Source organism: Paenibacillus sp. SRL342 (assembly GCF_984798905.1).
This window is the reverse complement of sequence record NZ_OZ481790.1, coordinates 5,137,512-5,161,512: the sequence shown is the minus strand read 5'-3', so window position 1 is coordinate 5,161,512 and position 24,001 is coordinate 5,137,512. Positions and strand designations below refer to the sequence as shown.

The following is a 24,001-nucleotide window of genomic DNA, read 5'->3' as shown; positions in this document are numbered from 1 at the left end:
CACATATATCCCCAGAGTTTCACCTTTATAAAAGAAAATCAAAATAGTTTGAAGATAACAGCGATTGGAAGGTTGATCTATCATCGGAGTGGCAAGTGTAAATATTCTTTAGTTCAATTTATATAGTCACGCCCATTTTATAAATTATGAATTATCAAAAATGGCTTGTGAGGGCACTTTTACAAAAGGGCCCTATTTGCCGTGAAAAAAAATATAAATGAGGGATATGTATTCTGAGCAGATTATTATATGATGAGTAATAATATTTTGCATCGTAGAGAGCATTTTTGCAGAAAGAGAGTGGTGGTTGATCATGCAGCAAGAAACGTTAACAAGGGGATTAAAGAACCGACATGTGCAGTTGATGGCGATCGGAGGTGCGATCGGTACAGGTCTGTTTCTCGGAGCAGGCAAAACGATCCAGCTAACAGGGCCATCCATCTTGCTGGCCTACATCATTACGGGTGTTGTGTTGTTCCTGATCATGCGTGCATTGGGGGAGCTGCTGTTAAGCAACTTGCAGTATCATTCCTTTGTCGATTTTGTGCGTGATTACCTGGGAAATATGGCGGCATTTATTACAGGCTGGACCTATTGGTTCTGTTGGATCTCCATTGCCATGGCTGATATTACGGCCGTTGGATTGTATACACAGTTTTGGTTTCCGAATGTACCTCAGTGGATGCCGGGATTAATTGCGTTGGTCATATTGCTAATCATGAACTTGGCTACGGTCAAGCTGTTCGGTGAAATGGAATTCTGGTTTGCCCTAATTAAAGTCGTGGCCATTCTGGCACTTATTGTTGTTGGTTTATATATGATCTTCAAAGGTTTTACCACGGATCAGGGTCCAGCCAGTTTCAGTAATCTCTGGAGCCATGGGGGATGGTTCCCGAATGGACTGCATGGATTCATCATATCGTTCCAGATGGTAGTATTCGCCTTTGTAGGCATGGAACTGGTGGGGCTGACAGCGGGGGAAACCGAGAACCCGGAGAAGGTTATTCCGAGAGCGATTAACCAGATTCCGATCCGGGTACTGCTTTTCTACGTTGGCGCATTGCTGATTATTATGAGTATCTACCCGTGGAACGCCATTGTGCCTACGGAAAGTCCGTTTGTACAGGTGTTTGCCGCTGTAGGTATTGCGGCCGCTGCAGGGATTGTGAATTTCGTTGTGTTAACATCAGCGGCTTCGGCGTGTAACAGTGCCATTTTCAGTACAAGCCGTATGGTGTTCTCCATGGCAAAAGATCACAACGCGCCTGAGTCGTTTGCACGACTGAACAAGCGAAAAGTCCCTTCCAATGCGCTGTATTTCTCTACAATCGTTATTCTGATTGCGATTGTACTGAACTATGTGATGCCGGAGGGCGTATTTACACTAATCACGAGCGTGTCGACTGTATGCTTCATCTTTGTCTGGGGCATCATGGTGATCTGTCATCTCAGATATCGTCGTACTCAGCCGGAACTGGCTAGTCGCAGTCGCTTCAAGTTGCCACTATATCCGTTCTCAAACTATTTAATTTTGGCTTTTCTCGCGTTTGTGCTAGTAGTATTGGCATTGGCTGAGGACACGCGAGTGGCGCTATTTGTCACGCCGGTGTGGTTTATTCTTGTTGCGGGGATCTACCTTTTTAAAAAGAGAAATTTGAGTAATAACAGACAGTAGGTCTTACCATCGTTGCAAAATAAAGCCGCCCAATGATATTGGGCGGTTATTCGTATTTAAATTCTTGCAGCCTCTTTGCCTTCACGAATGCTCGCGTAGATGGCATCACAGATATCGGTTGTATACTGGCCCGACATCCCTTCAAGTGCCGTGTTGGTGAATGCTGCAACACTAAGTTCTTCTTTTGGATCAACAAACCAGGAATGACCGTAGGTTCCACCCATTCGCCACGTACCCGCTGATTCTGGTGTACCGGCTGCGACAGGATCTTTAAGTATTGTAAAACCAAGGCCAAACCCTCTGCCCGGCCAGTATGGCATCGCGAGATCACCGATTTGATTGGTAGACATCTCAGCCGCAACGGCTTCTGTAAGAAGAGGCTGTCCTCCTTGTCGCAATGCTTCAAGTAAAGTAAGAAAATCTCCGGTACTTCCAACCATACCCGCTCCGCCCGATAAGTAAGCAGAAGTACGATTCGCACGATTGGGTGACAGTCGGAAGCCAGCAGTACCCTCAATAAAAGGAATCTGCTCCAACTCCTTATGAAGGAGACGCGGTTCTTCAGAACCATTAGCATATGCGGCTGTCAATCGTTCCGAATCCACCGCAACAAAGTCAGTGTCGGTCATGTGGAGTGGAAGAGTAACTAGCGTTTGAACAGCTTTTCGTAATGACATCCCAGTTACTTTTTCGATAACGGCACCAAGTACATCTGTCGCAATGGAATATCTCCACATGTTTCCTGGCTCATACAGAAGAGGAGCAGAAGCCAGCCTTTGCAAATTCTCCTCCAGACTCATTTCAGACCAATCCATTCCGTCCGATACTCCTGCAAGCTCATAGGTTCCCTGATCTTCTTGGAAGAAACGGTATGTCAAACCTGCGGTGTGTGTCATCAACTGATGTACTGTTATTAAAGCATCCTGACCATTGGCAAGTTTGGGCCGGAATGCAGGAAGCCAGCGGGTCACAGGATCATGCAGACTCAGCTTTCCTTGGGAGATTAATGCCAGAGCTGCTGTCGAGACAATAGGTTTGGTTACGGAAGCAAGTCGAAACAGAGCGTTTTCCGACATGGTACGCTTTTGCTCCCTGTCTGCGAAACCAGCAGCCCGGCTATATACCAGTTCCCCTCCTAATGCAACCTGTACAACTGTTCCTACGATTCTTTTTTCGCTTATAGCGCGGTCAATGGCTTCATCCACATAATTATGCAATGTTGTCATGTCTTTTTTTCTCATGCTTATCTTCCTCTCACCAACTGATGTATTTGATTTCTCGTGATAACTGTGTTTATTATATAAATGATTGATCTTGTATTACATGGTTTGTTAAAGGTATTATAATGAATTGGCGAATATACTTAAGGTAATTTCTGAATATATCTTATGTATTTAAAGGAGTGGATCACATGGACGAAATAGATCAGCATATTCTGTATCACTTGGAGAATCAGGCGAGATTATCCATGACCGAACTAGGCAAATTGGTGGGGTTATCTCAGCCCGCTGTTACTGAACGAGTCAAACGAATGGAAGAAAAGGGAATCATCGAGGAATATCGAACCGTGATCTCCCCCTCCAAATTGGGCAAGCAAAGCACAGCCTATGTTCTTTTTCGTACGCGGGATTGTTATCCTTTTCTGGATTTCTGTCGTGCGTCACCTGAAGTTGTGGAATGTTATCGGATAAGCGGGGAGTACAATTACTTGCTAAAAATCCTCACAGACACCATTCAGGGACTCGAGGAGTTTGAGAACAAGTGTGATCCGTACGGTACTTACATGACTTTAATCACCATGTCTTCTCCAATTGCACATAAGAATCTCGTGGAAGGACCAAATCTGTTGGCACAGGCAGAATAAGATTACAGTCTATAAAACTTTGAAATGTAATGCAGAAGAGGAGTCCACATCAAGTGAACTCCTCTTTTGTCTTACGTTTAACTCATGCAAAATGCCTTCCTGTTATTTTACTTACTTGGGAAATCCATATTTATAAGCACGCATAACTACAAGCAACGCAGGAATGAGCAAGATAAACAGCACCCCAGAAAGGTATCCTGCTCCTAATACTTCAAGAAGGATGCCCCCGATGATGCCTCCTCCGCCAATCGCCAGATTCCATGCTGTAACCAGCATCGATTGGGCGACATCTGTGCTTTTGCCTCCGGCTTGAGCGATGGCAGTTTGTAACAGTGTCGCGGCCCCGCCAAACGTAAGTCCCCAGATCATGACGCCAAGAATAATAATCACAGGTTGATGAGTAGCGATTCCCATCACGACAGAGGCCAGAGCGAATGATGCCAAGCTAATGATAACCAATCTCCTCAAAAACCGGTCAATAAGCATTCCGGTTAACCAAATTCCAACAATGGAAGTAATACCGAAAATGAGCAAAATCAAGTCTACTCTGTTAGCAAATACGGTCTGGGCAAGGTAGGGAGAAATATAGGTATATAGGATATTATGGGCAAGCATCCAGGCCAGAACAACAAACAGAATAGGCCTAACTCCCGGAATTAAAAACACCTTGTGCAGCGGAAGACGTTCCCCAGCGGGCTCTCCGGCAAAGTCCGGCATTTTCCAGAGAACCCATACGATTAGAGCTACGGTCAGAAGAGATACTATCCCGAAGATGAGGCGCCAGCCGATATAAGAACTGAGAAAACTACCGATTGGAACACCAAGGGCTAGTGCCACGGGTGTGCCGACCATAGCCACAGCCATGGCTTTACCTTTTAACGAATCCGGGACCATCCGACGAGCATAACCTGCTGTCATTCCCCATAACACACCCGCAGAGACTCCCGCCATAAAACGAGCAGCAAGTGTCAGGATATAATCTGAGGATAAGGCGGTAACGGTGTTAAAGACAAGAAAACCGCTAATGCATGCCAGCAGAAGAGGTCGGCGTCTCCATCCGCGTGTAGCAGCAGTCAAGGGAATGGCAGCAACAAGTGATCCAATGGCATAAAGAGTCACCAACTGTCCGGTAAGAGCCTCTGTGATCCCCAAGTCTTTTGCGATTTGTGGCAGCAGTCCCGCAGGCAGGCTTTCAGTGAGGATGCAAATAAATCCCGCCATGGCTAATGCAAGAAGCCCAGCCCACGGAAGGCGTTCTGAAGATATGGAAGGCAGCTCCCTTTGTTTTGGGAGGGGTGTGTTAATGGCCATGAATAAAACCTCATTTCTTATATTTTAATCCTATCCAGAACTATGCATATAAGCTTATCTGAAAAAATCAAACTTTTGCATACAGGATTAAAGGTAAAAAGGAGGTCTTAACATGGTATTTATTTTAATTTGTGAGTTTTTCCGTTAATTCAAAGGGGAACTGTCTGTTCAGCCATTCAAGGATGATATCGACAGGTTCCATGTACCGTTGGCCTACAAGTAAACCCGTATGGGTCGTATCCCACAGTCCGGCATATGCAGCATGCAGCTGCTTGGCAGTTAATTTGCCTCTCTGATCTTCGTCTTCACTGGAAACAGCCTTGATCACCAGACTGGGGCAATGGATCAGGTCACCATTAATGGATACACCATCGGCTCCACAAAGAACTGAAAAGGTAGCAAATGCCTTCGCGGACTCCGATTGCAGATATTTAAGCTGAAAAGCAATGTCTTCTGCCGTCTCATCTATACTGGTTAGTTCATCACGGACAGGTGCAGGCATGATAATTCCAGGTGTGATACGATTACTTTCAGGGTAGGGGATTAGCTCATGGACTTCCTTGCTCAGACTGGCGTCGATCACAACCAGGCCTGCCAGAGTAACGGTTTCTGCAATCTTTTGACTGAGAATCCCACCCATGCTAAAGCCAATGAGAACGGGAGGCTCGTTGAACTCGGCTAACACTTCACGAATATCCTCCAAATAATCGTCAAACGTAATCTTTGTCATATCCATGACCCGACTCTTGTAGTGACTTCTCAGGTTCATGACATAACAGGTCCAACCGTGCTGGACAAAGTGGGGGATATATTTGCTCCACATCCAGCTGCCTGTGTATGCACCGTGTACGAACAGCAGTGGGGGCTTCTTGGTCGTTGTTTTTTCGTCATGAAGCGGGGTTCCTGCGAATATCTCCAAGTGTAAATCATGTTCTCCGATCTTCTTTACCTCATGTTCCGGTAAAAATTGTGTGTAGTCCGTCATACCAAAAACCTCCTCTAAACTATTAGTTTGATATCAAACTATTTCTCCAAAAAAAATTAGAAGTTGCTATGAATTTTCATTAAAATTCGCAGCAGTTCTTTTTTCTCCGCTTCCGTAACGTCCGCATAAAACACGTCCAGTATGCGCTGTGATATTTCTTCAAAGACCGGCTTTAATTGTTCGCCTTTTGCAGTCAAAGCCACATGAACAACTCGTGAATCTGTTGCATCACGCTCCTTAACGATGTATCCTGTCCGCACCAATTTGTCCACAAGTGCAGTCACCGTGGATTTATCCTTACCAATTTTTTTGGCGATTTCAGCCATAGTCATCCTGTGATTATTGTACAGGCCATAGATAATATCCCCATGGGACGTAGCGAGATCCTGGATTCCCTGCTCAGCCATCTCGGCCAGGATAAAGCGGTTGACCTTCTCTTTAATTTTGGATATGAGTGAAATAGCGTCTCTTGTTTTCATACGTGTAATATAGTTTGTTATCAAACTAATGTCAAGCTTTGATCCGTGACGATCTGCCCAAGTTGTGCAATATCGCTATACAGGCTATCGAGTGAGCCTTTGTGATTCGTCGTTAGCAGGAACGTGCGGATATTCATGTCATTCAAACCATCGACGGTACCTACGCCCCAGTCTGCATCAGCGAACAGGTCGCCCTGTCCGAGTACCAGATCGGGATTTGCACCTACAACCAGCTCTTTACCTACATGAAATTCTCAATTGTGAGCGGATACGTCGTTTTATTTGTATTCTCAACATGCTTCCGGATGTGAATTTCATTAAATGATGAACCCCTTTTCTATGTGTTTTAAATTGACAAAGATAATCATTCTCAATTATAATCCGAGAAAACACGTTGTAAATAGCTAAATTTATGATGTTCTACATTTTATATGAATTGACGGGGGAAGAGATGGCACAGACGGTTCAGGTTCAGACACAGCGTATGGGGAAAAGAGAGTCTCTGATTCATAGTAAATCCGGGTTTGCTATACTGATTGCAGCTTTAATCATGATTACGATTATATCTGTAGGGATCGCGGTTTCCATTGGACAGGTTCGTATTCCGCTGGCGGAGTCATATCGTATTCTTTTAACCAAATTAACAGGATTTCAGTGGGGGGCAACACCCATTGAGGCAGGTTCCTTTACCGATATTATCTGGCAGATTCGTTTTCCGCGTGTGCTGATGGCGATGTTTATCGGTGCAGGCTTGGCCCTGTGCGGTGCTGTTATGCAGGCTGCTGTGCAGAATCCGCTGGCTGATCCTTACATACTGGGTATATCCTCAGGCGCTTCACTTGGAGCAACCTTTGCAATTCTTATTGGATTCGGTGCGATTGGGTGGCTAGGTCAGACGGGGGTTGCTTTCTGGGCCTTTGCCGGTGCGATGGGTGCGTCCTTACTAGTCCTGACTTTGGCAGGAATTCGGGGGAAAATGACGTCGGTCAAGCTGGTGCTTGCCGGAATGGTGATTAACGCGTTATGCAGCGCTTTTTCGAACTTTATTATTTATTTTGCTAACAATGCTGAAGGCATCAAAACGGTGACATTCTGGACCATGGGCAGCCTGGCGGCTTCCGGATGGAACAAGCTTCCACTCGTGGGTATCGTCGTGCTGGTGGCGATTCTATTTTTCCTTTTACAGTCCAGAGTTCTTAATACGATGTTGTTGGGGGATGAAGCAGCTGTTACGCTGGGCATTAATCTGAGTGTGTATCGCAGACTGTACATGCTGTTAACCGCTTTGGTGACAGGTGTTATGGTGGCGAGCTGTGGCATGATTGGTTTTGTCGGACTCATTATTCCACATATCGTCAGAGGTCTGGTAGGTTCCGACCATCGTAAAGTGATGCCTGTATCCGTACTGTTTGGAGCCATTTTCCTCATCTGGACGGATGTTATTGCACGATCCCTCATATCCAGCGTGGAGTTGCCAATCGGTATTATTACGGCCATGATTGGTGCACCAATGTTTATGTATATGCTGGTCAAAAAAGGCTACGGTTTTGGAGGAAATTAACCATGAAGCTGAACGTAGAAAATGTATCCATCTCTGTGCTGAACACGGACATCATCAAGAATATTTCATTACAGGTGAACGGTAAACAGTTCGTTGGACTGATCGGGCCTAATGGTTGTGGCAAGTCAACGCTGCTCAAGAGCATTTATAAAGTGATCAAACCGCAGCAAGGCAAGGTTTTTCTGGACAATACAGATATCCTCAAATCCAGCCCGAAGGTCGTTTCCAGACATATGGGCGTTGTCGGTCAGTTTAATGAATTGAGTTTTGATTTTACGGTGCGCGAGATGGTCATGATGGGTCGTACTCCACACAAAAAAATGCTGGAGACAGATAATGAACGGGATCACGAAATCGTGGAGCAAGCTCTGGATAAAGTACATCTGACTGGACATGCAGATCGTAATTACGTGTCTCTGTCTGGTGGAGAGAAACAGCGTGTGGTATTGGCGCGTGTCCTGGCACAGCAACCTGAATTCCTGATCCTGGACGAGCCAACCAACCATCTGGACATCAAATACCAACTTCAAATTCTAAATATTGTCCGTGGACTCGGCATTGGTATACTTGCAGCGCTGCATGATCTCGAACTCGCCGCAGAATATTGCGATTATCTCTATGTGGTGAAAAAGGGCCATATTGTGGTCCATGGCAAACCGGCAGATATTCTGACTCGTGAGATGATTGGTGAGGTATTCGATGTCGATTGTGAAATCTATAAGAACCCGGTTACGGGTGGTTTGGGCATCGCTTATCTGAGTACACGTTGATTAGGACTATATCTTTCGTCTGGATGACGTGGAGAAATCTTCGCAATAATCAATTGAAGTGAACATAGACCGTACCTGTTGGAGCGATGTTGTTGAGTGCTCACAGGGCCGGTCTTTTGTTTTTTTTAGGTGGGGGTAGGGATCAATTATTGAAGCTTAGGATCAACGGGATGAGCATGAGCACCGTTGCTGACTTCTTGAAAAATATCTGAGGAGTTATCACTATGCGTTGAAGACTTGTTGCTGTTGTCTTGTTGAGGGTGTTCTCCCGTTGCTGGGCTACTACGTGATGTAATTGCATAACTTCGTAGGATCTCTTCCAGATCTCCAATCGTCACGGGACGAGCATGTCGTTTCAGGACATAACCGAGTTGACCATTGGGTTCCACCGTTGCCATCTCCAGATCGTCCACACTCGTAATACCTTCCTTCCTCAGGTGCATCTCGAGCTGATCCATCGTGTAGCGCATACGTTTCAGATTCGGGATAATGACCTTCCCGTCCTCTACCACGATTTTTGAAGTGCCACTCATGAGCCGTTCAAAAAAATTAAATTTCAATTGCAGTTGTTCCACTACAAGCAATGTCGCGATAAATACCGATGCTGATCCAATCGCTTTACCAAGTTCATGATTTGCGATGGGCTGCACAATCGTTGTTCCGATGGAGATCATGATGACCGTTGTAACCACACTCATCTGGGAGATTGACTTGCGTCCTGCAATTCTCAGCAGGATCATGCCTACAAGAACAAGTAAAACGGATTTCCATATCCAGTCCATACGTATATTCCTTTCTATTCCAGTTTGCTCTTTGCTTCTTAGGCTGTTCTGGAGATAAGGGAATTATGCAGTTGGCTAAATCCGTAGCTTTCATTCCGCCCACCGGATCGTTTACAATAGGGTATTGATGAAGTGAACAAAGGAGCGGGTCACAGTGGCAAAACAGAAATACTATGTTGTCTGGGAAGGCAAGAAGCCTGGTGTATATAACACATGGGCAGATTGCAAAGCGCAGACGGATCATTATACCGGAGCAAAATATAAATCATATGAGTCCAAAGCAGCCGCAGAAGAAGCGTATCGTGCTGGATGGAAAGGGAACTGGGGTTCAAGTGCAGGCGGAGCGTCGAAGACAAAGTCGGCTGGTAGCGGAAGAAGTGCTGGCATGGAAACGTCAGAGGAAGTGGATTACGACAGCATCTCCGTTGATGTGGGTACACGCGGTAATCCTGGACCTGTAGAATACAAAGGGGTGGACACCCGCACTGGTGAGATTATTTTCTCTGTTGGACCGATCTCCAAAGGCACGAACAATCTGGGCGAATTTTTGGCCATTGTACATGCCCTCGCACATCTGAAGAAAGAAGGCAGTACCAAAACGGTGTATACCGACTCGGTCAATGCCATGAAATGGTTAAAGCAGAAAAAAGTAGCCACGACGTTAGCACGGGACAACTCCACGGAAGAGATCTGGCTGATGATTGATCGTGCGGAGCAGTGGCTCCAGACGAATACGTACAGCAATAAAGTGCTAAAATGGCAGACCAAGCAGTGGGGCGAAATCAAGGCAGATTACGGACGGAAGTAGGAATTTTTCCAAAGGATGCCTCCTTTATTTCTGGTCTATTAGAATCGTTATTTACAATTTCCAGTTTCCGCTCTATAATCATCTGAATATGATTAGTTAAACATATGGAGGAGCCTGTCATCTGCAGGCCCTCTTTATCTTTTTGGTCCACTGATTAGCAAGTCCATTCAATAGAATGGGGTATTTGAGTATATATTGCAGGAGGCAGACATGAGTTCCATTTATAGAAGTGAAGAAGGCAAGAGCAGCATACTTGAAGAGTATGAGATTTATTTGAACGAGTTGGGTGAGAAATTTACTCGGGAGTATGTAGAGACGCGTTTTGGCAAGACGCATGTTTTACTGACAGGACCTCTAGATGGCAAGCCGTTATTTATTCTCCAAGGCGGTAATTGTGTGAATCCGATGACGTTGTCCTGGTTCTCTTCCTTATTCAAGGAATACCGGATTATTGCTCCTGATACGATTGGTCACCCTGGTTATAGTGAGGAAGCGAGTATCTCCACACGGTTTGATAGTTTGGCTTTATGGGTGTCGGATCTGCTGGATCACTATGATATTGAAAAGAGTGCGTTTATCGGCCCATCGTTTGGAGGAGGCATTATCCTCAGACTGGCTACCTATATTCCGGAACGCATCTCGTGTGCCGTATTGGTTGCTCCTGCGGGTCTTGCGGTCAACTCCAAAATTAAAACAGCTCAGGATATCACGCTGCCGCTCGTCAAGTACCGCATGACGTCTTCACCATCTTCTTTGCAAAAAATTACGGACAACATGTCGTGCAACTGCATGAAAGAAATGGATAAAAACATTATCGGCAAACTTTTTAAATACGTCAGCATAGATCAGGATCTGCCCAAGCTCACGGAGCGAGAAGAACTGGTGAATTATACGTCACCAACCTTGTTGTTGGTAGGGGAGAAGGATGTCTTTTTCCCTGCGGATAAGTGCATTGAACGGGCTCAAAAGATTATTCAAAATGTTCAAGCCATCAAGTATGATACAGGACATTTTCCTTCACAGGACGTTTTGGTTCAGATGAATGAGGAAATACAGCAGTTTTTACAAAAGAATTATTAATAAAAGCTGCAAATGAAGGATGAGAAATGTTTTTTTCCAGTTTAATAAAGTAATTCGCTTTATCTGTCGATAGAGTATATAAGAGATATTTCCTTCTATAGAAGAATTTCATATGGCTTAGGACCAGTTCATAGTCAGTGTGGTATAATTAATATTTAAATATTTCGCGTTAAGGTGTTTCAAATTGCATCATTTGGTTTATATGTATAGTTGGCGATGAATTGCTCACGGGTTGAACCAAATGATGCATTTACGCGGAAAGTCTTCCGATCGACAAGGTTGAAAAGAGGTCTGTTATGAGAAAAGACAATTGTAAAATGGCATTGCAGCGCAATGTGATTATAAATGATACATATCAGGTAAGACAGGTATTAGCCAGCAGTGAGTTGGCTATTGTATATGCAGGACGAGATCGTAACACGGGTGCCAAGGTAGCCATTAAGGAATTTTTCCCACAGAGACTGGCTGAACGTCAGGCAGACAAGCGGAGAGTGTTCTGTTCTTCACGAGGATACGGTGGGCAATATCAGGAGCTACTGGCTGCATTTCTGCTTGAAGGTGAACTGTTATCGAAACTGGACCATCCTCATATTGTTTCGTATTTGGATCATTTTGAAGCAAATGATACGGGGTATCTGGTTATGGAATACTGCACGGGAATCACATTGACCGAGTATCTGAATGAACACAATCATGCTCTTGATGCTGCCTTCATAACGGAGACGCTGCTTCCACTGGTGGATACATTGGATTACATACATAAGCAAGGCATCCTTCATCGGGACGTGAAACCTTCCAACATTATGGTTATGGAAGATGGTACACCCAAACTTCTGGACTTCGGCTCAGCCACCCGTTGGCCTATGCAATCCGGAGAGAAACAGGTGATATTTACATCGGCTGGTTATTCTCCACTGGAGTTCTATTCAGAGAAATCCAGTCAGGGACCGATGTCGGACATCTATAGTTTGGCAGCTCTGCTCCATTATTGGGCATGCGGGCAACCCCCTATGGACGTGAAACAGCGGTTGTTCCAGGATGAATTGCCATCTGTTCGCTCACATAATGAGTATGTGAATCCTTGGCTCGCTCGTGTTATTCATTGGGGTTTGACGGTTCGTTCTGAGAAACGCTGTGCCTCCTTAGCATGGGTCAGAAGCTCGTTGCGAGTTCAAGCCTGGGTGTGGAAAGTGCGTAAACCTGGAACGGTGGAATGGTCTTTGGCCGAGAATGAACATACACAGGTCTATGAAGTGGAGCCGAAAAAGCAACATGAGATGGCATAAGCATGCGTGACCTATGTTCATAAAGTGGATGCACTTAAATGAGCATAGCAGTTGAATATATGAACAACATAAACAAGCCAGTTCTTACCATTGAAGGGGACGAACTGGCTTGTTTTCTTTTATATTTTGATAGAAGGCATGCATCAGTGTGCTTCATTTCCACGTAGTTATCACACGGTGTTTACTGTGAATCTCTCTTTTGTCCTACATAGATGTTGGTACTTGGTTTGATGGCTTTGTAACGAATTTCGATCTCCGTAACGCCATCCTCAAACGTAATGTACAACTTTTCGTTGTACTCCATAGCTTCCGTATGTCTGCGCTTCACTGGAGTTCGGCCTCGGACAACCGTACAATTCGTATCGTGCCGGACCAATAACGTTTCTTTCTTACCCGCTTCCAGCCAGATTCGTCCCGATTCCGGTACTTTGACCCCGATGTCCATGCGATCAAACAGTTCACTGAGACTTACTTTTCGGCGTTCCAATGAAGTGAGAGGCCAATTGGTCACCGGTATATCCTCGCCGTTCGCTGTAGCTAGAAAGTATCCTTCCAGTCTTCCGCGGAATATGGGTTTTGGCTTCAATATGAACCAATACAGTGCGAAAATACCACCAGCAAGAAGCAGGCCCAATCCTGTATATAGCAGTACCTTTTCACGTAAAGAATGAATTTGCAACGAAATGTCCGTAGTTATACTTGCTCCCTCAGAATCCGTTGCTGTCACCTTGATCGTTGAACTTCCAGTGTGAAGAGAAGACCATCGCAACAGGTTACCTTCAATGACGGCATCCCCGAGTTTGCGCTCACTTCCACCGTCTGCAAGGACATACGTTAATGGATCATTATTGGCATCCTTAAAGTAGTTGTTCAGGTCGACATCTGTATTGCTGTCGTCTTTGGATAACACCATGGATTCACCGGTAGCTACGGGTGCTTGATTCGTAATGTCTACTTCAACCGGAGTAATTTCTCGATAAAAGTCTGGACCGTCGATCCGCAGTCCCCATGTATACAGATCCGACTTGGGAAAAGTGTATTTTCCCGTAAATCCGCTACCTGTATTGGTCAAAGGGATACGTTCTGTCTTTCCATCAGATGGATTTACAATGAGTTCCGCTTCCAGTCCCTTGTACACATCCAAGTCCTTAATGGGCTCAGGGTCCACAGCCTGGTCGTAGAGTGATGCCTCAAATGTGATGCTCTTCCCCTTGACTGGCTGCTCCGTTGCCATATTTGCGACCGCAGAGACGTTGTAGTTCCCTAATAGGTTAATCTTCACCAGATCACCGCTACGGCCTTTGAATTTCAGTTTGAACTGTCCTTTGACCGGACGAATGATCTTCATCAGAGCATATTTATCAGACCGAATGAAGCTGACATTGCTCGACTGATAATAGAGCTGAGCTTCGGAGACAGCATGATCAGAGAGCATGATAATGTTGGCATCCGCCATGCTGGAGTTAGGAATATCCACGGTTACTTCCTGCATTGCTCCTGTTGCAGTTACAGCCGCTACAGATACAAGAACAGATTGAATCTGATCTGCAAAAATACGATTGAAGATTTCAGGCAGATCGTCCGCACTTCCCGTGATAAAGGAAGAACCACCTGTTTCTTTGGCGATACGCTCCAATTCTGCCGGGTTAACCGTACCGTCGCGGTTTAGTCCCACAGTATAGATGGGATAACCAGCTTGCTGTGCCATCTCAATAACCTTGTCCACATCTTTGGAGGAGTCAGCAGGTGTTCTGCTCGTCGATCCTCGCAAATCCGTTTCTCCGTCCGAGAGCAAAATCATAAATGGTTTACGTTTGTCCGTCTGCGATTGTTCGAGCAGGCTAGCCCCTCGGCGTAAGCCAAGTCCGAGATCTGTATATCCTGAACGTTTTAAGCCATCCACACGGCTACGAAGATTATTGCGAGCTCCAGAGGATGAAATCTCCATCAGTGGTACGGATGAAGTGATCTTGTCATTATAAGCTACGAATCCCAATCGGGTCTTAGGTCCACTACTCATATCCATAAACATATGTATAACTTCTTCGGCAATGCGATCTTTGTCGGTCTCATTCATGGAGTAGCTAACATCCAGGACAAACATGGCATCGAGGCCTTCATACGTCTGGGTCTTGACAGATGATTCAGCGTATATGCTCCCCATGTCCCATGCTGAAATTAAAAAGCTGATGAACAAGAGAGTGAAAATTGCTTTTTTGAATTTTATTAATATCATACGATGCTTTGAATCTCCTTCCTGTTTTGGGTACTGCAATTGTTTTTTGATATCAAACTGATTTTTGTTGAAAAAAATTTGTTTCTACACGATAAAACCCCGTTATGCGTAGTTTTGATAAGTGAATAATATTGCAACACCGCATAAGTTAAGGTGCTTTCCTCTTAATTAGGGGGAAAACTCCACTAGTTTTAAATCATTGAACATCATCCAGATTATAGGATATTCTTTATCATCGGCATGATTCGAAGGGAAGTGAAGCGAAATTCGGAAAATAGTTCTATAGGTATATCGAAGTCACATAAATGAGCTTTTAGACCTATATAGGGGAATATTGACAAAACATATCGCTGATGATTAAGATGAATTCCATAAATCTCCAAAGCAAACGGCATAATCTGGTACATAAGTTCCAGTCATATGTTGACAGCTCGTTCTATTGGACTTGTGATCGCCTGAGAAGATGATTCTCTTAGATCATGACTAAAGGCTGATAGTGCGTGCGGAGTGTCAAAAATTGATGGAGGGGGGGAAGCATTCGCCCGAATGAACCATCATTAGGGGGATGTTGCCTGAATGGATATTATTAATCAAACGAACCGAACGATGCTTTTTGAAGAGATCAATCCTGAGAAAATGGATTTGATTACGATTGTCGGTGACGTAAAAGGGATCGACAGTCTGAATGACGACAAGATCAAGGAGATCAATGAACACCTGCTTGTACGAAGCTTCGATGAGTTTTTGGACAAGTTTTCTCCCAGTGTGTATTCCTTTTTCAATGCGGTAAACCAGAAAGTCATGTATACGCTCAAAAAGCCCGAAGGGATTCCGGATGAAGCAATCTCTGAGATCAAAATTGATCATAGCAATGACTTCCTGAGAATGCTGTTTACCCTGATCGATACCAAACGTAGTCAGGGGATTACGAATGTAGATTTTAAGTTTGAGAATTTGCTGGATATGATCTCACCGAAAAAGGTTATGGATGACATTCGGCAGGTACGGAAAGAAATTCATTACATGTACGGCCAGCATGAGAAGCTGGATGACGGGGACCCGAAGAAGTTGGATATCGGGGATAAACTTAATGTCATGTTTGAAGATGCGAGCCGGAACTATAACAATGTCATGGCGATGCTGCCACTGGCCATCGAAGATATCAAAACCCGCTTGTTGCTGGGCCGTGCTCAAGAAGAAACTTCTTCCGAAGCGATTCAGGTAGGACAACTCACGATTGGTGAGAGCGGAGAATTGAAAATTATCGAAGCTCCAAAGAGTGATAACAACGAGTTGATGCTCCTGGATGAGTCGACAAGCACAGATTTGACTCAGGTGTTTGCCGAAGATTATGATTCACTCTCCGAGGCACCTTCACCGTATGTACAGGATCTGGTCGTTCGTACATTCTGCCCACTGCCTGCGGTTCAGACGGATGTCGATACGGCAGTTGAAGTACAGAATTACAATACATACCTGGAATTTTACAAGAACGCCAAGGATGACTTTGTAAAAACCGTAAAACCGCTGGTAGAGAAAATTTTGGGTGTCAAAATGTTCTTTGATCAATATGCGACCAAAAACAAAGGCATGCTGCCTTCCATGCTGATTGCCAATGCCAAGCTGGATATGCTGGTTAAGAGCAGTAACATTCCGCGGCTGGAGACCTATCTCAACACAGTCAATGCCAAGAATGATTTTACCGACACCATTTGGTTCGGTATTGTTCCTTCCGTTGAACTGGAGAATACGGGACAAGTTCAAGTCAGCCGAGCCCGTTTCCGTGGTAACGAGAAAGTGGTTAAACAAGATGGAAACAGTATGGAATCCCTGTCCATGCTCCTGCAAGTCGTTAAAGACTACAAAGTACAAGTATTCTTCAGCTTTGAATCCGGAGAAGAGACTACATTCAGCAGCATGGCTACTGCGGGCATCGATAAATATATTGATAAATGCGCGGTATTAACTCGCAAGGACTACAGCGAATTCGCCATTCCAAGTGCTCCGAATTTCACCATCATTCCGAAAGAGAAATCGGGTGTCGTTATCGATAGTCGTATGCTTCAGACAGAGAATGGTGTGGAACTTTCCAAGGAGAAAGAAGACATTCTGAAGCTGTGGATTGAAGGTGTGTATGTCGGTGCGTCTTATGTTTCTGCCGGAATTGTGGCTGCATATCAGTGCCCCGAGTATCTACGAGGCGCATTCAAAACCGTGAACCGGGATTATCCAGGTGTGCGTTTTGATATTGAGGCAGGCGATAACAGTCTGCGTGTAGTGACTACGATGACCAAAGAAATCTCCGGATTCACGAACACCATCAAGGATTCGATTAACCGGAAAAACTTTGGATTTATTTTCTCATCGGAAAATGCCCAAATCCAGGATAGCGACATCAAGCGGATCACGGTATACAAAGCGAGAAGCATGGCGATGTCCGAAGATGGCTTTGATTCCTTGTATAAGACACTCGTAAGTACTTACATTGAGCGCTTGCTCCGTTTCCAGACGGGTGATTTCAAGCATGAAAATATCGTCAAATTCTTCAGCAACAATCCGAGCAGTCAGAAGAGTCGGTGGCTGGGAACCCGAGGGTCGATCAATTCGATCATTCAGGAAGGTGACGATATGAGCTTTGTCATCGATGAGAAGAGCAATATGTGCCACATTGACCTGGTATTCAACGGCAACGTGAAGAACCTGGAGGTTATGATTACCAAAGGCACCAGCGCGATGAAGGTGTAAGAAACTGGAGTGGGTACAAGTTTTAGAAATGGAATATGATTCTTTAAACAACGAATTATAGACATTCATTTTGGTGTTAGAGGCAGCCTTTACTGGCTGACCTTATACATATATTTCGGTACCTCTCCCCAGATGGAAGAGCATGCCGGGCACATTGTTTTCTAATCTTAAGGAGGTTTTTATTAATGGGTTTTGTATTGAAAGTAGAAGGCGCAGAAACAATCGAATTGGGAATGGATAATATCCGCACAGTAGTGTATGACACAGATACACCGGATGATTCCAACGCTAGATCCACAGATGTAGGTGCAACACTTCGCATCAGTGGCAAAATTATTACAGCAACAGACGGTGACAATGCAGATGACACGATGAAACTTGCTCTGTGGTCCCTTGTTCCAGCTGAAAAAGCAGATTGCTACCGTAAAGTAACCCTTGAAGTGGTTGCGGCGGATCAAGTGGTACGCAAAATTTACATGCCTAACGCGTTCGTTGTGGATTACACAGAACGTTTCGGAGATACCGAAGGCGTAGGTGAATTCAGCCTGTTCATCAAACAGAAAAAAGACAAAACGGAATTCACTAAAATTGAAGGCGGCTTCCCGGTATAAAAGGGAGCAGCTGATGTTCCGGGTCAGTTATGGCTGGCCCAGAATAATTCTGTCATGTTAAGGGGCCTTGGTGCCCCTTAATCTTTATTTACGCCCGAATACGGCAGGGAGGCAGGTACGAATACCATGAATGATTATTATGCCGTGCTTGGTGTGGAACGTGAAGCTTCTCCGGAGCAGATCAAGAAGGCTTATCGTCAATTGGCGAAGAAATTCCACCCGGATGTTAATGGGGGAGATCCGCAGGCAGAGATGCGTTTCAAGCAAGTCCATGAGGCTTACAGCACACTCGGAAATCCTGAGTTAAGGGCTGCATACAATCAACACCCTCGATCTACAGGGAACCCAGGAGGACCAAATGGAGCAACATCCAGTACTGCACGAGAAAAGAGTGGACAAGCCCAAAATGGACCTATGAATACCGATAAGGTATGGTCGGATCCATCACGAATGCAGGAACAGTTTGAACAATTTTTTGGCTATCGCCCCAAAGGCAAGGAAAGCTCAAACAGTGGCAAAGCCGATCCCAACAAAGGAATGGATATGTCCGCCATGTTTGACCGATATTTCGGAGTTCGAAAAAAGTAAGCCGGTGGCCTGTAATGGATCGTGCCGGTTCAGGCGGAGGTTATGGAAGTGAAACGAGGAAGGTCGGTAATGACGATAGGGGTTGACGCATGCGTCGCCATGATTTCGTTAGCCGTGCTGTATTACATATTCATCATTAACCGGGACATGAGTGCCCAGTGGATAACTGGAATTATTGTGGTCCTCTCCGGGGGAGCATACCTGTTTTTTAAATACTTACCTGCCAGCAACAGGGAAAAGAAGAAGTTGTCTTCACGGGTTGTGAAACTCGTACTGTTGGACGATGACGGTACAAGTGTGAAGGAATGGTACATTCAGGGTGAGACAAGTGTATTGATCGGAAAAAGTTCGAAGAACAGTGAGGCGGACATTGATCTGTCCGATACTCCATATGCTTCCCTCATCAGTCCGCAACATGCTGTGCTGAACAAAGCTTCGGGCCAATGGTTTATCGAGGATATTGACTCCGCCAGCGGCGTGGGCATACGTAAGGGAAATCAAAGCAGATCATCCAAATTGGAAATCGAAGAACCCAGCCTGATTGAGGCAGGAGACTTAATTTATATTGCCAATACCCGCATTTTGGTGAAATAACGTTGGCGTACCATCATACAAACTTACGGGGGAATGAAAAGAAATGAGTCTGACAAGATGTGGAAACGGACATATGTTCAGCACGAGACGGCACGGAAACACCTGTCCATATTGCAATCTGGCCGTCGAGTCACCGCCTTCCGGCAATAGTGAAGCAGGGGGAGCAATCCCACGCGCGCCTCGCACGGCAGAGGATGACAGAACGATGCCATACCTGGGAGAAACGACAGGAATTGAACCGGTAACGGGATGGATGGTGTGCATCGAAGGTCCACAGATGGGCCAGGATTATCGAATTATGGCTGAAAAGAACTTTATTGGGCGTTCGGAAGAGATGCATGTTCGAATCCTTGGGGATAACACGATTTCAAGGCGTAATCATGCGGTGATTGTATATGATCCCAAAAAACGCAATTTCTATCTGCTGCCCGGTGATGCTTCCGGCCTTGCCTACCATAACAACGAAGCGGTCTATTCTCCGGTGGAACTGGCTGCGTACGACGTCATTCAATTGGGACGCAGCAAATTCATTTTCATCCCATTATGTGGTGTGCATTTTGAATGGGAGCAACAGTGAATACCTTCATGATCTTGTGGAACGACAAGGAGCTAACGCCTTATTGGGTTCTGGTAGCAGGCTGTTTGTCGATCTGGTTGTTGTTATTCGTCCGAAGCCGGATTCCGGTAAGGCAACGTGACGATAGGCCAGTAGGTGTTCAGATCGGGAATGGACAGACCATTGGTGCTCGCAGTGAGCAGGATGATTATTTTGCCTGTGCCGTGGAGCCATATGGTGTGCTCGCGGTACTTGCCGATGGAATTAGCGGCTTATCTGGTGGGAAAGTAGCCAGTACAACTGCTGTAGAAATATTTATCCGTGAGTTCGAAGAGTTGGAGCGGTTTCCTGATCCAGAGGAGTTTTGGGATGCATCTTCCCATGCAGCAAATCAGGCGATTCTTCGCAATTTACTTGGCGTTCCTGGAGGAACGACGTTGGTATCAGCCATGATCAAGGGCAGGGAGCTGTATTGGGGCGCAGTAGGGGACAGCATTTTGGCCGTGTTTCGCAAAGGTGAGCTACTTGCTATCAATCATAAACATACACTGGAAACTCAACTCGAAGAACAGTATATGTCTGGAGAGATATCGGAGCAGGAGGCGTTGGATAATCCGCAGCGCAAAAGGCTGGTCAACTATTTGGGGTACGACCATTTTAAACAAATGGAAATCGCGGACGAGCCGTTTGCACTGCAACCGGCGGACAAGATTGTGTTATGCAGTGACGGGGTGTACAACTCCCTTACTGAGATGGAACTGGAAACTATACTTGCGAAAGACATGTCGCCATTTGATGCAGCTCAGACCATCATTGATTTGATTGAAGAAAAACAGCTCGTGCATCAGGATAATGCCACGATTATCATTTTGGAGCAAGGATGGTAGCGGATCAGGCAACGCACAGGGAAGGGAAATGGGGAGACGGATGAGGAAGGAGAACAGTGAATTCAAGACGGCTTTTGTCTCGGAAGCAGGATCTTTCCTGAAGAATCGGGATTTCTACGGCTGCGTTGAGCTGGAAGATTGGGCCTGTTATGTCATTGCAGATGGCCTGGATACAGATACGGAAGTGAATAGCGCACAGATCACAGTGCAGACCATTCTGGAATCCTTTTTGGAAAAGCCAACCATGTCCAAACGCAGACTAACAGAGTATATCAAGATTGCCCATGAATGGTTGCAGTATGAAAGCCGCCGAGTCAGGCTCAAAGCGGGATTCGTCATTGTTGTGACAGATTATACACGTATGGTGTGGGCATCTGCCGGACACAGCCGGTTGTATCATTTTCGTGGAAATCGGCTTGCACTAAAAAGCAAAGATCATAGCGTTGCTGTCCAGTTGGCAGCCGAAGGCCAGATTGCAGAGGATCGCGTGGATCAGCACGATGAACGCGGCAATCTGAACGAATACGCGGGCAAACCTGGCATGATCAGGCCGTATGTATCGGATAAGATCAAGCTGGCCGATGGCGATGTGCTTGTGCTCTGCACCCCTGGATTATGGGAAGGGGTTCAGGATGCCGAGATGATCGATGCGGTTGAAGGTGCCAATGACCCGCAGACACTGGCGGATACGCTTGAAGAAGTAATGCTTAGCAAGCAGCGTACCCGTATCGAGAATTATAGTGCGGCAGCCATATATGTGAACAAGATTTTTCATGAAGAGCCCAAGAACCGTAAGAAATGGATTAAGCGGATTGCCATCATGCTGGTTATGCTCCTGATTTTTGGTGGAGCCGGCATATTCTACGCGGTGAAAAGCGCAGCCAAAAAAGCTGAATTGGTCGTAGATATGCTGCAATATGAACAGACCGCAGACCAGTATGTCAAGGAACAAGAGTATGCCAAGGCGGTCTCGGACTACAGCCTTGCACGCAATAATTCCATCAAAATCAAGGACCCTATACATAAAAAGCTGTTGACCGCGAAGATGTCTGCTGCCCAGACGCTGGTTGATGGGGAAGCTCACCTGAAAGAAGGCGACATTACCAAAGCAACCGCGAGTTACACCAAAGCATTGGAATTGTCTGAATCCTATAGCATGTTCAACCGTGAAGTTATTCAGGAGCGATTGGAGCAGATGACCACTTTCCAGCAAGTGCAAGACTGGATCACGGAGGGCGATCTGAAACTCCAGAACGGAGATTACAGTGGAGCAATCATTTTGTATAAACGGGCCAGAACGGCCGCTACGGAGACAGCTTACAAAGATGCGCTGAAGGAAATTGCTACGCAACTGGAGACGGCCGAGACCAAACGTGCAGATATCAAACGGCAATCCCGGCAGCTTCAGGCAGATACGCTGGAACAGAAGGGTGACCGCTTCAATGAAGCCGGAGACTACAGCGGAGCCATGGATGCCTATGCTTCGGCACAGGGAATTTATCAGGAGATCGATATGCTGGAACGTGTGCTGGCCATGGAGCGGAAAATAAACAAACTGGATGAGAAATTGAACCCACCGATACCGGCGGCTGATCTTACGCAGGATACGGCAGGATTAGATTCACCAAATACATCGGGCGTAACCTCGGATATGACCGGGAGTACAGGAAGTGTGAGTACAGGCAATACAGTGGGGAACGGTTCTTCCGCTGGTAATGGCACCTCGGCTGGAAATGGCAATGCGGATGCTTCTGGCTCAGGTGCTTCTTCTGGAAAAACGACAAGTAATGCTGGCAGCAATTCTGCCTCAAAGGCTGACGGAAGCACCGATACCACGGAGGCTGACGTGAATGAACAGGAATCATCGGGAGGAGGAGATTCATGATGAAAGACATGATTCGTGACCGTCTTAACAAGATGGAGGATCTCGAACAACGCCGCATGCTCAAAGATCTCATGACAGGCGTTTTTCTTAATCTTGTGGAGTATCAGGAGACGCTGAACAAGCAGATTGAGCAACGAGTTTTTGATGAGGTGTTGCCGCAGGAGGAACGTCATGATGTATGTGTCACATTATGCGCGCGGGAAGATCTGGACCCCATTCATGAATTTCTGTACCCGATCATTCCTGAGGATGCTGAACCACAGACCGTCTATTTGAGCGAGGCCTCAGAGGCACTGGCACGTCAGGAAGAGATGAAATTGTTCACATTCTACATGGAATGTGGGCAACAGGAACTCCAATCTCTGCTGAACAGTAATCGGACATTTCGCGGGGAGATAGTAACAAGTGGGGGCAGACATGCCATAACGGTTCGGTTGAAATCAAGTGCAGCGTATATCTCCAAAGTTGAAGAATTGTACCGGGTCTTTCGTAAGAACAGCCTGCCATGGAAATCGATCAATGCACCCTATGTGTTCAAATTCGTTGATTGTGTTCTGGTCAGTTCGGACGATGGAGAAGCATGGGACAAACAACATGCTGTCAAGGAACTTTCCATCCATCTCGAAGAGTTTGAGCCTTATAAAAGAACCAATATGATTCCGCTGTGGAACATTCAGAAGCTGGATATGAAAACGGGTGGATTCCCTGTTCCGGCTTCGGACCGAATCAATTATGAACATGTGTTGCCACTCCGCAAAACCGGAACGGAACACGGATATCTGGTGGATGGAGACGAATCGCATATTCGGTATATCAAAAGATCGGAAGAAGATATCACCATCGTATCACCACTGGAAAAATCCGATTCATGGACGGTGCTGAAAATAGCGGGTCCCGTCGCAACCCGCATTGGCAGGATGGACTATCCGCTGTTTTCCAATAACAAGAGGGAAGGGTTTGCCGGTAAATATGCGCGTCAGGAAGGACGTTCTGTACGATCCAAAGGAGAAATTGCCCGCATGGTTCACGCTTTTCAGGCAGCAGAGGGGTTGGAACTGGAAGATGTGCAAGTGGTGGCGCCAGGACCCGCTTTGGGCATTACGTATCCACTTAATGCATTTGTTAGCGATCATGTCCGTGTTGAAACAGATAAACATCGAATGATTTTAAGGTTCAGCAGACACGGGAAGCAGCCGGGACAGGCCATTTTTCTGGATGATCTGCTGAGCTTTCTGGTATCCGAAATCCAGCTGGCTTTCCCGGAATACTGCTGCGAAGGGGAATGGGTGTGAGTACAG

General features: G+C 45.8%; 21 protein-coding genes. 15 read left to right on the top strand and 6 right to left on the bottom strand.

Annotated features, from left to right (window positions below; translation table 11 throughout):
• Nucleotides 1-313 precede the first annotated feature (313 nt).
• On the top strand, nucleotides 314-1,675 hold the full coding sequence (locus tag AC4E8D_RS22760; RefSeq protein ID WP_490205237.1) for an amino acid permease: 1,362 nt from the start codon (nucleotides 314-316) through the stop codon (nucleotides 1,673-1,675).
• A gap of 56 nt (nucleotides 1,676-1,731) precedes the next feature.
• Here AC4E8D_RS22760 and AC4E8D_RS22755 read toward each other — a convergent pair whose 3' ends face one another.
• Entirely contained in the window at nucleotides 1,732-2,916 is a 1,185-nt protein-coding gene (locus AC4E8D_RS22755) for a serine hydrolase domain-containing protein (protein ID WP_449003511.1), read from the bottom strand.
• Nucleotides 2,917-3,086: 170 nt separating this feature from the next.
• On the opposite strand from AC4E8D_RS22755, the gene AC4E8D_RS22750 reads away from it, so the two are divergent.
• Nucleotides 3,087-3,539, top strand: a complete 453-nt coding sequence (locus AC4E8D_RS22750) for an Lrp/AsnC family transcriptional regulator (RefSeq protein WP_221824361.1) — start codon at nucleotides 3,087-3,089, stop codon at nucleotides 3,537-3,539.
• Nucleotides 3,540-3,650: 111 nt separating this feature from the next.
• On the opposite strand, the gene AC4E8D_RS22745 is transcribed toward AC4E8D_RS22750, so the two are convergent.
• The 3 genes from AC4E8D_RS22745 to AC4E8D_RS22735 all read right to left on the bottom strand — a co-directional run bounded on the left by AC4E8D_RS22745 (nucleotide 3,651) and on the right by AC4E8D_RS22735 (nucleotide 6,314).
• Complete coding sequence (locus tag AC4E8D_RS22745; protein WP_221824359.1) at nucleotides 3,651-4,850, bottom strand: MFS transporter; 1,200 nt, start codon at nucleotides 4,848-4,850, stop codon at nucleotides 3,651-3,653.
• 124 nt (nucleotides 4,851-4,974) lie between these two features.
• Nucleotides 4,975-5,835: an alpha/beta hydrolase gene (locus tag AC4E8D_RS22740; protein WP_221824357.1), complete on the bottom strand. Its 861-nt coding sequence runs from the start codon at nucleotides 5,833-5,835 to the stop codon at nucleotides 4,975-4,977.
• A gap of 56 nt (nucleotides 5,836-5,891) precedes the next feature.
• The gene (locus AC4E8D_RS22735) at nucleotides 5,892-6,314 is read right to left on the bottom strand and encodes a MarR family winged helix-turn-helix transcriptional regulator (RefSeq protein WP_221824355.1); all 423 of its coding nucleotides are present in this window, start codon (nucleotides 6,312-6,314) and stop codon (nucleotides 5,892-5,894) included.
• 484 nt (nucleotides 6,315-6,798) lie between these two features.
• Between AC4E8D_RS22735 and AC4E8D_RS22730 the strand changes: the two genes are divergently transcribed.
• Together AC4E8D_RS22730 and AC4E8D_RS22725 are read left to right on the top strand one after the other, a co-directional pair.
• Complete coding sequence (locus AC4E8D_RS22730; protein WP_221824773.1) at nucleotides 6,799-7,875, top strand: FecCD family ABC transporter permease; 1,077 nt, start codon at nucleotides 6,799-6,801, stop codon at nucleotides 7,873-7,875.
• A 2-nt stretch (nucleotides 7,876-7,877) separates the two neighbouring features.
• Entirely contained in the window at nucleotides 7,878-8,645 is a 768-nt protein-coding gene (locus tag AC4E8D_RS22725; RefSeq protein ID WP_221824353.1) for an ABC transporter ATP-binding protein, read from the top strand.
• A 146-nt stretch (nucleotides 8,646-8,791) separates the two neighbouring features.
• Here AC4E8D_RS22725 and AC4E8D_RS22720 read toward each other — a convergent pair whose 3' ends face one another.
• On the bottom strand, nucleotides 8,792-9,427 hold the full coding sequence (locus tag AC4E8D_RS22720; RefSeq protein WP_449003512.1) for a DUF421 domain-containing protein: 636 nt from the start codon (nucleotides 9,425-9,427) through the stop codon (nucleotides 8,792-8,794).
• A 154-nt stretch (nucleotides 9,428-9,581) separates the two neighbouring features.
• Here AC4E8D_RS22720 and rnhA point away from each other — a divergent pair, with 154 nt between their 5' ends.
• The 3 genes from rnhA (at nucleotide 9,582) to AC4E8D_RS22705 (ending at nucleotide 12,601) form a co-directional block, all read left to right on the top strand.
• Nucleotides 9,582-10,235: a ribonuclease H gene (gene rnhA, locus AC4E8D_RS22715; RefSeq protein ID WP_076214201.1), complete on the top strand. Its 654-nt coding sequence runs from the start codon at nucleotides 9,582-9,584 to the stop codon at nucleotides 10,233-10,235.
• A gap of 210 nt (nucleotides 10,236-10,445) precedes the next feature.
• Complete coding sequence (locus AC4E8D_RS22710) at nucleotides 10,446-11,315, top strand: alpha/beta fold hydrolase (protein ID WP_221824352.1); 870 nt, start codon at nucleotides 10,446-10,448, stop codon at nucleotides 11,313-11,315.
• A 296-nt stretch (nucleotides 11,316-11,611) separates the two neighbouring features.
• Entirely contained in the window at nucleotides 11,612-12,601 is a 990-nt protein-coding gene (locus AC4E8D_RS22705) for a serine/threonine protein kinase (protein WP_221824350.1), read from the top strand.
• A 181-nt stretch (nucleotides 12,602-12,782) separates the two neighbouring features.
• Here the strand turns inward: AC4E8D_RS22705 and AC4E8D_RS22700 are convergent, their stop codons facing one another.
• Entirely contained in the window at nucleotides 12,783-14,837 is a 2,055-nt protein-coding gene (locus AC4E8D_RS22700) for a vWA domain-containing protein (RefSeq protein ID WP_221824349.1), read from the bottom strand.
• A 576-nt stretch (nucleotides 14,838-15,413) separates the two neighbouring features.
• Here AC4E8D_RS22700 and AC4E8D_RS22695 point away from each other — a divergent pair.
• From AC4E8D_RS22695 to AC4E8D_RS22660, 8 genes are all read left to right on the top strand, one after another.
• The gene (locus tag AC4E8D_RS22695) at nucleotides 15,414-17,582 is read left to right on the top strand and encodes a transcriptional regulator (RefSeq protein WP_490205236.1); all 2,169 of its coding nucleotides are present in this window, start codon (nucleotides 15,414-15,416) and stop codon (nucleotides 17,580-17,582) included.
• Between the two features lie 185 nt (nucleotides 17,583-17,767).
• Nucleotides 17,768-18,193, top strand: a complete 426-nt coding sequence (locus AC4E8D_RS22690; protein WP_056695746.1) for a hypothetical protein — start codon at nucleotides 17,768-17,770, stop codon at nucleotides 18,191-18,193.
• Nucleotides 18,194-18,319: 126 nt separating this feature from the next.
• Complete coding sequence (locus tag AC4E8D_RS22685; protein ID WP_490205235.1) at nucleotides 18,320-18,781, top strand: J domain-containing protein; 462 nt, start codon at nucleotides 18,320-18,322, stop codon at nucleotides 18,779-18,781.
• Nucleotides 18,782-18,823: 42 nt separating this feature from the next.
• Nucleotides 18,824-19,375: an FHA domain-containing protein gene (locus tag AC4E8D_RS22680; protein WP_490205234.1), complete on the top strand. Its 552-nt coding sequence runs from the start codon at nucleotides 18,824-18,826 to the stop codon at nucleotides 19,373-19,375.
• Between the two features lie 43 nt (nucleotides 19,376-19,418).
• The gene (locus AC4E8D_RS22675) at nucleotides 19,419-19,952 is read left to right on the top strand and encodes an FHA domain-containing protein (RefSeq protein ID WP_091013796.1); all 534 of its coding nucleotides are present in this window, start codon (nucleotides 19,419-19,421) and stop codon (nucleotides 19,950-19,952) included.
• Nucleotides 19,937-20,818, top strand: coding sequence for a PP2C family protein-serine/threonine phosphatase (locus tag AC4E8D_RS22670; protein WP_490205233.1), 882 nt, complete (start codon nucleotides 19,937-19,939; stop codon nucleotides 20,816-20,818). The genes AC4E8D_RS22675 and AC4E8D_RS22670 overlap by 16 nt, the downstream gene beginning before the upstream one ends.
• Entirely contained in the window at nucleotides 20,784-22,703 is a 1,920-nt protein-coding gene (locus tag AC4E8D_RS22665) for a serine/threonine protein phosphatase (protein WP_490205232.1), read from the top strand. Before AC4E8D_RS22670 ends, AC4E8D_RS22665 begins: the two co-directional genes overlap by 35 nt.
• On the top strand, nucleotides 22,703-23,995 hold the full coding sequence (locus AC4E8D_RS22660) for a normocyte-binding protein (RefSeq protein WP_490206504.1): 1,293 nt from the start codon (nucleotides 22,703-22,705) through the stop codon (nucleotides 23,993-23,995). Before AC4E8D_RS22665 ends, AC4E8D_RS22660 begins: the two co-directional genes overlap by 1 nt.
• Nucleotides 23,996-24,001: the final 6 nt, after the last annotated feature.